Annotated in this window: 8 protein-coding genes and 1 pseudogene; 7 read left to right on the forward strand and 2 right to left on the reverse strand. The window is 44.6% G+C overall.

Translation table 11 applies throughout. The features are described from left to right. Positions 1–337: 337 nt before the first annotated feature. On the forward strand, positions 338–925 hold the full coding sequence (locus tag CHA01nite_RS17800; RefSeq protein WP_146943871.1) for a Crp/Fnr family transcriptional regulator: 588 nt from the start codon (positions 338–340) through the stop codon (positions 923–925). A 41-nt stretch (positions 926–966) separates the two neighbouring features. Here CHA01nite_RS17800 and CHA01nite_RS17805 read toward each other — a convergent pair. After that, a pseudogene (locus CHA01nite_RS17805) lies at positions 967–2,356 on the reverse strand (amidase). A gap of 348 nt (positions 2,357–2,704) precedes the next feature. On the opposite strand from CHA01nite_RS17805, the gene CHA01nite_RS17810 reads away from it, so the two are divergent. The 5 genes from CHA01nite_RS17810 (at position 2,705) to CHA01nite_RS17825 (ending at position 6,956) form a co-directional block, all read left to right on the forward strand. Then, entirely contained in the window at positions 2,705–3,604 is a 900-nt protein-coding gene (locus CHA01nite_RS17810) for an EamA family transporter (protein ID WP_146943874.1), read from the forward strand. A 210-nt stretch (positions 3,605–3,814) separates the two neighbouring features. Further along, positions 3,815–3,979 (forward strand): bacteriocin-like protein, encoded by a 165-nt coding sequence (locus CHA01nite_RS20585; RefSeq protein WP_170234768.1) that lies wholly within the window; start codon positions 3,815–3,817, stop codon positions 3,977–3,979. Between the two features lie 255 nt (positions 3,980–4,234). Further along, positions 4,235–5,005, forward strand: coding sequence for a nucleoside triphosphate pyrophosphohydrolase (mazG, locus tag CHA01nite_RS17815; protein ID WP_146943876.1), 771 nt, complete (start codon positions 4,235–4,237; stop codon positions 5,003–5,005). Next, on the forward strand, positions 5,002–6,081 hold the full coding sequence (locus CHA01nite_RS17820; RefSeq protein WP_146943878.1) for an FUSC family protein: 1,080 nt from the start codon (positions 5,002–5,004) through the stop codon (positions 6,079–6,081). Before mazG ends, CHA01nite_RS17820 begins: the two co-directional genes overlap by 4 nt. A 2-nt stretch (positions 6,082–6,083) precedes the next feature. Next, the gene (locus CHA01nite_RS17825) at positions 6,084–6,956 is read left to right on the forward strand and encodes a hypothetical protein (RefSeq protein ID WP_146943880.1); all 873 of its coding nucleotides are present in this window, start codon (positions 6,084–6,086) and stop codon (positions 6,954–6,956) included. 559 nt (positions 6,957–7,515) lie between these two features. On the opposite strand, the gene CHA01nite_RS17830 is transcribed toward CHA01nite_RS17825, so the two are convergent. Continuing rightward, positions 7,516–11,232, reverse strand: a complete 3,717-nt coding sequence (locus CHA01nite_RS17830; protein WP_146943882.1) for a metallophosphoesterase — start codon at positions 11,230–11,232, stop codon at positions 7,516–7,518. Between the two features lie 26 nt (positions 11,233–11,258). On the opposite strand from CHA01nite_RS17830, the gene CHA01nite_RS17835 reads away from it, so the two are divergent. After that, entirely contained in the window at positions 11,259–12,425 is a 1,167-nt protein-coding gene (locus tag CHA01nite_RS17835; protein ID WP_146943884.1) for a Pycsar system effector family protein, read from the forward strand. Positions 12,426–12,562: the final 137 nt, after the last annotated feature.

Raw genomic sequence — 12,562 nt, forward strand, 5'->3', positions numbered from 1 at the left:
ACTGCGGTAAGCTTTCGATTTTGTATGTATTGATACCGGTACAGAGAAAATTCAAGATCCGGGAATAAGTATCAATCAGCGGTAAGGCAGGATCCAGATTTTTGGATATTTAAATTCAATGATACATCCCTCACATATTCAGTAAATTTGTCAAACGTTTCATATCCTTTTTAAAGTTATCAGATCTCAAAAACGATGTTTATATTGAACAGTGATATCAATCAGGTAATCAAAAACAAAAGAAGCTGATGTATGGGAAAACGATGAAGCGGTAAAATATTTAGGAAAACTAATTGGAATTCCGGTTCATTCAGCACAATTTAATAATTTTACAGCTATGTTTAGCCAATTCAAAACTTACCTGGAACAGTTTACGGAAATTTCAGAAGATGAGATCCGGATGATCTGTGAAGCAGGGAGGGAACGTACTTTGCGGAAATCACAATCGCTGCTGCATGATGGGGAAGTCTGGAATTATAACTGTTTTATCGCCAGCGGATGTTTCAGGCTGTACCGTTTCGGCGAAGACGGTACCGATCATACGATGCGGTTCGGTATTGAGAACTGGTGGATGACCGATCAGGAAAGCTATAACAACAGCACACCGTCGGTATATAATATTGAAGCACTCTCCAAAAGCACCGTTATCCTCTGGACAAAAGAAACCTGGCAGCATCTGCTGTCGGCAATTCCGGTACTGAAGGTATTTGAAGAGGGTTTGCAGGCACGTGCCTATGAAGCCAGCCAGCGGAGGATCTTTTCCCTGATCAGCGGTTCGGCGGAAGAAAAATATACCGAATTTCAAAAGACGTATCCTAATGTTTTTAATAAAGTCCCTTTGTATATGGTAGCTTCCTACCTGGGGATGTCGCGCGAAACGCTGAGCCGGATCAGGAAAGACGGCAGCATAAAAAATAAGGCCTGACCATTTGCGCCAGACCTTAAATTTCAGATTTTTTAGCTGTTTTAAACAGCAGGGTGGAGATCCGAAACGGTGCCGGTACTTTCAAGCAAGGAGGCCACATGAAGAATCGTGGATTCCGCGTGCCAGCTTCCTGCAATCTGCACATTGATAGGCAGGCCCTCACGGCTGGTTCCGAACCGCATGGAAATGCCGGGAAGTCCTGTAATATTTAGAGGTACGGTGGCCCCCTGAAGATAGGTAGCGTCAACGGTTTCCCCATTGATGACAAAATGCTCCTCACCGTGCTTGTAAGCCGGAATGGGCAGCACATGGGTCAGCAGCACATCGTACTGGGAGAAATATTCTGCAAAACCGTCTCTTAAACGTTCGGCGGCCTGCTCGGCATTGAGGTAATCCTGCATGGAAGTATCCGGTAAAGAAAGCATTGTTTTTGCCATCTTGTACAGCTCATGTTCACTTCTTCCCGCTGTGGCCTGTCTGAATGCTGCTTTCATTTCCATCACATGGATACGATTGAAAACCTCCAGTGCAAAGTCTTTCTCAAGCGCCGGAATTTCAACCGGCTCTACCGTGTGGCCCAACGCTTTCAACGCGAGGGCTGCCGATTTTACAACATCGGTTACCTCGGGATCTACCGGTCCGAAACCGGGTCCTGTCATCCATCCGATCCGGAGCGGGCGATCCGGCAGGTTTTTCTGAAAATATCCTGATGAAAATCCATCCTTTCCATCGGGCCCCGATAAGACGGAAAATGCCAGGGAAAGGTCGCGGATGCTTCTTGCCATAGGCCCCACATGCCAGAAGCGTCGTGGAGCACGGGGCCAGATTCCCGTCATCGGGATACTTCCGTGAGTGGCTTTTAAAGAAACAATTCCGGTCTGTGCAGCAGGTCCGCGGACGGAGATGGCAAGATCGGTACCCAGTCCGACCGGTGAAAGGCCCGCCGCAACTGCTGCCGATTCGCCGCCGCTTGATCCGCCGGGAGTCAGGCTTAAATCCCATGGGTTATTGGTACGGCCGCTCAGTAAATTATCACTTTCGATCCAGTAGGAAAATTCAGGTTTTCCCGAGCAAAATTCCGCCGGCCGTCTTCATTCTCGCCACACTGGTGGCATCCGCATCCGGAACCCGTCCTTTAAAAACAGGCGATCCCCTCTGGGTGAGTACATTTGAGGTGTCGATAGAATCCTTTACGGTAAAAGGAACCCCGTGGAAAGGCCCCAGCTTTTCACCGTTCAGAACCATCTTTTCAGCCGTTTCCGCTTCCCGGATGGCACTGTCGGAAAGGGTGACAATTGCATTAATGGACGGGTTCAGCGAATTGATCCGTTCATGGTGGATTCTCAAAACCTCAACGGGTGAGATTTCCCGGTTCCGTATGAGTTCTGCCAGGCTGCTTGCGTCCTGATAATAAATAGGCTGTGTGCTCATATTCTTTTGAAAATTAAGGTTGGTTGTATAAAATGATTACCGTTACATTTTATTACATAGCAAAAGTAGCATGAGATCCCGTCCCGGGACAACGTCTTTTGACACAATATGAGCGTGACAATTGTCACAGAAACAGGCAGGTGTATGTGTCAAGGTGTCTGTTATCAGTAATATATGAATGGGGAGTCCAATCAAATGAAATGATGGCCTGTCGGAACTTTAAATCAAATCTCTTCATCAGGCTAATTATTCGGAATCCTGCTGTTGTTTTTTTAAGCCGGCATAGCCTCACCAATTATACTTATCTTTGCCCTTCTTAAAAACAAATCGGAAAAACACGGACTTCACTTGAAACAGCTAAAATATTATCTTGCCGCCATGATTGCCTTTGCCATCTGGGGGACGTTCAGCCTTGTTTTAAAACCGCTGCACGATTATTCATCTCTTGATATCCTTTTTTACAGGGTGTTCAGCTGCGCCGTCATCATGTCTCTGATTTCCGCCTTATTCAGAACGCAAAAACTGAAAGAAAACCTGGAGATTTTGAACAGCCTGCCTAAAAAAGCCAGGAAACGGACAATAGGGCTGAATATAGTAAGTAGTTTGCTTCTGACCGCCAACTGGTTTTCATTCATCTATGTGATGAACCACATCAGCGTAAGGGCTACTTCTGTCGCTTACCTGGTTTGCCCGATCATTACCACCATCCTGGCTTTCCTGATCCTGCGGGAAAAACTCAACCGGCTGCAGTGGCTGTCTGTAGCCTTAAGCGCACTGGGATGCATCCTGCTGTCGTATTCCAACCTGATGGATATGCTGTACAGCAGCCTGATCGGATTCAGTTATGCCGGTTACCTTATTCTCCAGAGCATCAACAAGAGATTTGATAAATTTATGATCCTTAACATCCACATCATTCTGGCTTCCCTGATCTTATTGCCGTTTTTCCCATCCTATTCGGGTACCGTTCCCGTTGAATTCAGATTTTATGTATTGATTGAGATTATTGCCGTTATGTATACCATTGTTCCGCTGCTTTTGAATCTCTATGCGCTGTCCGGGATTTCATCCTCCAAAGTGGGAATGATTTTAAACATCAATCCCATTATCGCTTTTATTCTGGCAGGAGCCGTTTACAGCGAAAAGCTTTCACTCGTACAGATCCTGGCTTATTCCATCATATTTTTAGCAGTAATTATTTTCAATGCGAAAGAAATCCTTTCCTTCAGGAGAAAATTGGCAGATTAAAACAGGATTAGTCCTCTGTCTGGTTAAATATCAATAGATAGTTTCCGGTATGATAAAACGATTAAAATCCGGATTTCATAATGAAAAGAATGTTTCAACGGAAGATTGTTTGAAAATAAGTAATAAATAAAATTTTATGATACCAATGTTTTATTAACTTTGAGAATATCAAGAATCATAAAAAATTTATAACTAAACAATTGTATTACTATGAAAAATTTAAAAAGTCTGTCAAGAAAAGAACTGAAAGGAATTAAAGGTGCCGCATCCGGTTCAAAATGTCCTCCGTTAACGTATTATTGTCCTGAAGCGGACGTTTGTGTCGCAATCAATGCAGAATGCTATATTATCGTGCCTGAACCGGTAGAAGGATAAACTTCTTCCCCGTTACATTTTAAAAAGTTCTTCCTCAGGGGAGAACTTTTGATTTAAATACATGGCGGTAATTTTTAATTCTGTCGATTGCTTCTTAAATAATCCGGAAAAGCAGGTGAAAGCCGATCTGTGATACACTTCCGTACAGAAAGAAATTCACCGGGAATCAAACGGGTTCTGATTCTTTTTGTTTCAGCACAAAAGAACATAACAGAATATTTACCTTAAATTTGTACGACTTTGAATTTCCAAACTATGAATACCAAACAGGAAAAGCTGGAAGCTTTCGGAAGATTACTGGATATAATGGACGACCTGCGCGAAAAATGCCCGTGGGACCAAAAGCAGACCCTGGAATCGCTCCGGCATCTGACGCTGGAGGAAACCTATGAATTGTCGGATGCGATTTTACAGAACGATCTTCAGGAGATTAAAAAAGAACTCGGCGACGTTCTGCTGCATCTGGTCTTCTACGCAAAAATCGGTTCTGAAAAAGAAAGCTTCGATATCGCCGATGTCATCAATTCCCTAAACGAAAAGCTGATTTTCAGGCATCCCCATATTTATGGAGATACCGAGGTGAAAGATGAAGAAGAGGTAAAGCAGAACTGGGAAAAGCTGAAACTGAAGGAAGGCAACAAATCCATTCTGGGCGGTGTCCCGAAAAGCCTGCCGAGTATGGTAAAAGCTTACCGCATCCAGGATAAGGTGAAAGGTATCGGGTTCGAGTTCCATGATGCGGAAGATGCCTGGAAAAAAGTGGATGAAGAAATCCGGGAATTCCATGAAGAAACCGATCCCGTTAAGAAAGAGCAGGAGCTGGGCGATGTCTTTTTCTCACTGATCAACTATGCGAGAATTTCAGGGATCAATCCGGATTCCGCCCTGGAAAGAACCAATCTCAAATTCATTTCAAGATTTCAGAAAATGGAAACCCTGGCTGCCGAGCAGGAAGTCAATCTTGCGGATCTGTCGCTGGAAGAAATGGATGTCCTTTGGGAACAAGCCAAACGCCTGCAGAAATGAAAGTAGAAAATCCGCTGCATCACCGGTTTCAGTACCTGCTGGAAATCAAACAGACGGAAAGGAAATGGCATTTTCCATTTCTGGCAGCCCTGTGCATCGGCAGCTGCCTGTTCATCGGGTATTTCCTGGGAAAACCGAACTACGGTGCACTTTCCAGCCTGGGGGCTTTAACGATCCTGTATTTCACCTCAGCTCCGATGGCCCAGCGGATGATCCATCTTATGGTCTGTGCTTTCGGGATTGTCTTTTCATTTACCGTAAGTTCCTTTTTCGGATTCAATATTTATTTTGCCGCTTTGTCGGTGGCCGTGATTTCATTCCTGGCCCATTTTATTTCGTCCTATTTTAAAATTCCGCCGCCCGGCAATTTTTTCTTTATCATGGTGGCAGCTATGGCGAGCACTTATCCGTTTGATCCGGAACTGATTCCGGTGAGGGTCGGTCTTGTGGCGATGGGGGCTATCCTGTCATGCTCACTGGCCTTCCTGTATTCGGTTTTTGTTGAAAAAAGTGAAGTGGTAACGGTTCCGCGGAGGATTTTCAACAAAAGAAGATATACAAGGTTCGTCGAAAGCACCATTATCGGATTTTTTATGGCCCTGACGCTGATTACCGGCCATCTGCTGGAATTTAAAAATACCTACTGGATTTCCATTGCGGCTGTAGCCATTATCCAGGGACGGAATTTCGAACACGTCAGGCAACGGAATACCCACCGGATCCTGGGGACTTTTATCGGCATCGGACTGGTCTGGCTGATTCTCCTGTTGGATCCTGATAAAATAACCATGATCATCATGATTACAGTCTTGCAGTTTATGATCGAATTTTTAGTGGTGAGAAATTACGGACTGGCGGTTATCTTTATAACACCGCTGACGATTCTTCTGGCGGAAACGGCAAGCGGTGCGCCTCATCACGTCGGCAGCCTGATGCAGGCCCGGCTTATCGATACCATCATCGGGAGCCTGATCGGTCTGGCAGCAGGATTTTTCCTCCACCATCAGCAGATTATTAATAAATTAGAGAAAAATATCAGGTTCTCTTATTTCCGGTTTAAAAAATTAAAAAAATAAATATGTTGCGCGTTGTTATTGTTTCTGCCTTTTTCCTCTGGAGCTGCAATCCGAAAGCCCAGGATTCGTCTGCAACCAACGAATTGAAAGTGGAATTTTCTCTGCCTAAAAAGCTGAAGGAAGTTTCAGGAATCGCCTTGTCTTCGGATAAGAAAACCCTCTGGACCATCGAAGACCAGGGAAATAAAAACGTGGTGTACGGCCTGAACCTGCAGGGAGAACTGACGGCAGACGTATTGGTGGAAAATGCAGAGAACCACGATTGGGAAGATATGACGGCAGATGCCCGGGGCAACCTGTACATCGGGGATTTCGGCAATAACGACAATGACCGGCAGAACCTGTCAATTTTAAAAATCGACCTTAAAAAGGCTGACCAGAAATCTACCCGGGTAACCCAGGAAACAAAATTCCATTATGAAGGACAGACGGAATTTCCACCCAAAAAATCAAACCTGCTGTACGACTGTGAAGCTTTTGTAGAGATGGACGGAAATTTTTACCTCTTTACCAAAAACCGGAGCAAAGGCTTCGACGGGACGTTTCTCGTTTTTAAAGTTCCCAATCAGCCCGGCGACTTTCAGGCTCAATTAATAGGTAAACTGAAGCTGAAAGGCGGATACAGCGATGCCGCCATTACTTCCGCGGCTGTTAACAGTGCCAAAGACCAGATCGTTTTATTAAACCACAAAAATATTCAGGTGCTGACCGGTTTTAGCCCTGATGATTTCAGCAAAACAAAAATCCGTACCGTCTCCCTGAATCACAATTCCCAAAAAGAATCCGTTGTTTTTTTTGATGACCATACTTTGATGATCGCCGATGAAAAGGACAAGAAAACGGGTGGAAAGGTGTACCGGTTCAATCTGAAATAAAATTCAGATCCGACTCATCGTTTGAGCTACAGAAATTTTTCAACGCAAAGATGGATGTTTCATACTGCAGATTTTGCAGATTTGTAAATAAGAAATTTTCAATACATGTCCATTAATGATATGACACATAAGCCACAGAAGAATTTTAGACAGGCTGAAAATATTTGTAGAACACATTAGAAAAAAAATCAAAGATTTTTAAATACTCATGCATTCTGAAATATTTCAAAGCATTTAACTGATCGTTTATGTTCACCACAGGTATAAAATTAGATCTACATACCTTAAATTACCCTATTTGTCATTAGCTGCATTGAATCTTTGATTTCCCGAAGGGAATCTCAACATCATATCAGAGCATCACAAGGAAAGATCTGCATTGAGATTTCTATTTAAATTCCAGATCTGATGTTGACGATGACAGGCGGGATGGATATTCCGGCATTCCGGTGAAAATCTTTGATTTTCTTCTTATATGCTCTACAATATGCGTAAAGCTTTATCTTTAATCTTATGTTTCTAATGTGTCAAAAGCCTTTTCGGCATTGTTGATGGTAACCTAGAATGCAAGCCCGACCCCGCCTGAAATCCTGCCGCCGTCTTCACCGGTAAAATAATCTACCCTTGCAGAGAACATTTCCAGGATATTGAGCCAGAATCCGGCACCTATGCCCTGATGCCATTTATCGGAAGATTCGCGGTCCATCCAGACCCTTCCGAGGTCATACCCGATCAGGACTCCCATATTGGCAGGTGCGATCCTGTTTTTGATGCGTCCGAAATCCCAACGGACTTCCGTATTGTTGACGAAATAGGATTTTCCGGCAAACCTTTCGTTCCGGTAAGCGCGCATTTTATTGTTTCCGCCGATGGCTGCAGCCTGGTAGAATTCAAAATTATTGTTGTTGATGATCATGGCATTGGCAGAATTGGCGAGGACAAATTTTCCGCGCTTATCGATCCGGTGAAAGATATTCAGCGTTCCCTGGAACGAAGCGAAATTCTGGCTGAATTCCGATACATTCGCTTTCCATCCTGCATTCAGGGCCAGCTCCAGTCCGAGGGTAGGAAAGGCAGTATTGTCGATATTCCTGAAGCCGAAGGTGTAATTGGCTCCGGCAAACTTCTGCCCGTTGAAAACCTCAGGATTCACATCCGCAGAAACGGCAATGAAGCGGTCATCGTTTCTCTGCACTTTGGCCTGTTCGAAATTCAGCTGGAACTGGTGTTTCAATCCGTTCCAGCCGGTGGTGGAAACGGAAGGTGCAAATTTAAATTGTGAAATCCTTACCCGGTTGTAATCGCGGTCCACCGCCTCTTTGTCATATACCGTCTCATTGCCCAGTCCGAAGAAGGTTCTTGCAAAAAACGGGGTGGTATAAGAAGCGTCAATTCCCGCATCCCAGCCGCCGATGGCTTTTTTAAAGACCCCTTTGTAGCCGACGTTGAATCCGCCTGTTGCGGTATACATATTTGCTCTGAGGGTATGTTTTTGGGTAAACGGGTCACGGATGAAATTATTCACCGTATAATTGGCCACAACGCCCAGAATCACCCCATCGTCAGGATTGAAATTGGCGTTCGGATAGCCTGCAAAGAAATTGTATTTCGGATGCTTATAGTCGTAGGTGTTGGTGTTGTAATCATCAGAAATATGCTTTGAGGCGCCCTTGGTATTATAGGTATTTTTCTGGGATTTAAAATCGTAAATCTTTACTTTGCGGCCGTCGGCAATGTTGTAGGTATCATGATTGTAGCCCCCGATCAGGCGGATATTCATCTTCGGCCTGCCGTCACCGGATACTTCATAGAGATCGTCATCTTCAAGCCCGTAGATCCAGAGTTCTTTGGTTTTGGAATCGTCGTAGGTCTTTTCGAAAACCAATTCCGGATTTTCTTTCTTTTTATCTAATCTGTACTGCTTTACATGAACGGTATTTCCCGTTTTTGTAATGACAAATTTATCGGGATGTACGGTTCCTGCCAGCGGCACTTTTTTCTGAAGGACATCATAATACTCGGAAGCATAAGTACCGAGTTTTGCTTTTCTTGATTTTAATTTCCGCTGAATACCGGCAAGGGTTTCATCCTGTACTTCTTCCGGTAAATTTTTGAAGGCTTCGTCGATATCCTGATCCGTAAGATGCTCCTGGATATATTTCGCCTGTGCCGCCCAGTCTGCTTCGGTAGCTCCTTTCAGGAACACCAGGTCGAGAGGATAGGGTTCCATAGAAAACCATTTTACGTTTTTAAGGTCGTCCTTAAAAGTTTTCATATGGCGGATAGCCGGAATGTTCATGATGACTTTAAACGCAGTTCCGTCGTAATTGCTGAAAGCCTGGTCCCGGTCTCTCGGAATCGGTTTATACAGCACTTTGTCGCCGTCTTTGTATTCGGCCCATTTCCATTGGTCGGCATGCCGGTCCCAGTCGCCGATCAGCATATCGAAAATCCGCGCCCGGATATACGTTTCCTGGTCAACGGAATATTTATAGCTTTTACTGAAATTTTTCAGGACGTCGTCCGTAGAGACAATATCGGTTGCATTGTCAAGGGATGCCAGTGTTTTCGGGTCCGATGAAAAGCGTTCTTCGATCATGTACAGCTCATCACCGTAATGCTGGTTGTATTCTCCCAAAGCCTTCTGCTTGGGAATATAAAACAACCTGGGGTTGCTGTGGTAAAGATCGATCTTATCAGCCATGTTCCCGACGGCAAACGGCGTAAAAGGGTGGTTGGTGGTATAAAAATCAAGGAGGAACCTTTCCGGAAAGGTATTGTCCAGCTCGTTTCCGAAAGTACTTTTCCTGAATGCCATGTTGTTGAGGAAACGGACGGCACTTTTCTTCACGCCGCGCATCACGAATTCCTGTCCGTCCTTCGCTTTCAGCCTTAAGCTGTTCGACTGGTTTCCGCCGCCTTCGCGGAAAGGCGTATAGCCGCCGTCCAACGTTGAAATATTGGCTGTCGGCGCTTCAACAGGCAGGCTGTAGTATCTCCGGTAGTGCTTTCCCCAAAGCCAGGTATAGAACTTTCCTTTTTGGGTTAATCTTTCAGGATAAATAGTGGATGTAACGGTGGCAGGAAAGGAATCGGGATAATTGTTTACAAAATCTTCAGGCTTGTCCATCACCTGAATGTGGGAAAGACTTTGCAGGGTATTGTCTTTGGTCGAAAAATATTCCACATCGGAACTTTGGTCTTTCCTGAGGTTTAGCACGGCAAAACCGCTGCCGCCGTAAGAAAAGTCGGTATTATCCCTTATCGAAGCAGGATCTACCTTGGAGCCGGCACCGCTGATGATCTGGCGGATGTTGCGGCTTTTATGATACTGCAGGTTATGGTCGTGGCCAGAAACAAAGATAATGTTTTCCCTGTCCTGGACGATGCTTCGGATACGGCCGGCCAGAGCAGCATAACGGCTGTTGTTGATATCCTCCGGGCTGGCTCCGGAAGCGCTTCTGGCCACATTCAGAAGGCTGGCTACGCCGGGTGCCGGAATCCTCCCTTTGAAAGGATAAAGGTTGGAGCGTGCAGAAGTGAATCCTGCGTGGGTCCCGCTGCTGATCAGCGGATGGTGCATCGCCACGATGATTCTTTTGTCCTGGTTTTTATTGATTAAATCTTTGAACTCCACAAAAAGGTCTTCGCGGGTTTTGATATCACAGTCTTTATTGATGCCGGGGTATTTGTCCCAGTTCAAAAGGGCCCACTCCGAATCGATTACGATCAGCCTGATGTCTTTGGTTAAGCTGATGTCATCAATCGGGCAGGAATTTTTCGGGAGAAATCCCTTTTTATCATTTAAATAATCTTTCACGAAATCTTCCTGTGCCTTAATCCCTTCAAGCCCGCTGTACCAGTCGTGGTTCCCGGGAATCACCAGGGTTCTTCCTTTAAAGTTCTTTGTGATGGCCAGCTGGTCTTCCAGTTTCTTTCTGGCCGTATCATAGTTTTTATCGGATTTTTCCGGCATTCCTTTCGGGTAAATGTTATCACCCAGGAAAATCAGCATGGAATTGGTGCCGGCACTATCCAGCTGGCTCTTCAGCAGGTCCAGGGTCTGCCGGGCCTGTGGCTCGTCCGCATTTCCCGCATCACCTACCAGGAAAAGCTTAAAATCATTTCCGGACGGGGTGCCGGTACGGTTTATTTCAGATAAGTTTTTGCCCTTTTTTACGTTATAGGTTGCGCATGAATATAGAACTCCTGCTGACAGGACAAGCCTGAGTGCAACGGAAGTATTTTTTAAATGCGTTTTCAAGTATAAATTCATAAATTTACATTAATAAAATTGCGGTGATGACTATTTTACACAAAGCCAAAGATTATGTGGAAACCTTATTCAAAGATAAACTATCTTCGGTTTACTTTTATCATAATTTCATACATACTACCTTTACAGTAAATAAAGCTGAGGAGATTCTCAGGAATACGGAAGTTTCTGTGGAAGATCAGGAAAAAGTTCTGCTGGCCTTATGGTTCCACGATACCGGGTACATAGAATGTGCCAAAGAGCACGAAGAAGCCGGCGTACGGATTGCAGAAAGATTCCTGAAGGATGAGCATTATCCTGAAGCAGGCATAGAAGAAATTTCCAGGCTGATCCTGGCGACGAAAATTGCCTACAAGCCCCAAAATCTCCTGGAGAAAATCGTAAAGGATGCCGACTGCAGCCATTTTGCCAGCCACGACTACAATGATATTTCCGATGCGCTGAGAAAAGAATGGGAACTGACGAACGTCCGTTGCTACTCTAATGATGAATGGAATGCCGGAAATCTGGATATGCTTAAAAACAAGCACCGCTTTTATACGGATTATGCCAAAAAGAACTGGCAGCCGCTGAAGGAAAAAAACATTAAAAGAATCGAGAAAAAGCTTGAAAAGGACGACGGTAAAAAACAGCCTTCCGAAAGCAGGAAGGAAAAGGAGCCGAAATCCGACCGGAGCGTGGACACTCTATTCCGGATTACCCTGGGCAACCATACCCGGTTAAGTGATATTGCGGACAGCAAGGCAAATATCCTTCTGTCGGTTAATGCCATCATTATCTCGGTCTGCCTTTCCGTACTGGTACCGAAGCTCGATGCCCCGAAAAATTCACATCTTATAATTCCGAGCTTTATTTTACTGGTGTCCAGTGTTCTGACGATTATTTTTGCGATCCTGTCAACCAAACCCAATGTCACCAAAGTACGGTTTACGGCCCAGGATGTAGCCGACCGGAAGGTCAATCTTTTATTCTTCGGGAATTTTAACCGGATGATTTTTGAGGATTACCAGAATGCCATGGATATTCTGATCAAAGACCGGGATTATATCTACGATTCCATGGTAAAGGATCTGTATTACCTGGGAAAAGTGCTGGACCGGAAATACAGGCTGCTGTCGATTACTTACCAGATTTTCATGGCCGGGATTATTATTTCCGTGCTGTCTTTCGGATATGCTTTCCTGAGCCTGTAAAATCCGTGAGAAAATTTTACCGCAAAAGTCATAAAAGATATGCATGTCGGATAAAAAGTTGACTGCTTAACGTTGCAAAAGCACTCAAAACTTTAAAAAGCTTTGATTTTTAATCTGATGTGGTTTAAAATATCCAT

Origin of the sequence: Chryseobacterium hagamense (assembly GCF_007991455.1) — a bacterium.
Lineage (GTDB): Bacteria > Bacteroidota > Bacteroidia > Flavobacteriales > Weeksellaceae > Chryseobacterium > Chryseobacterium hagamense.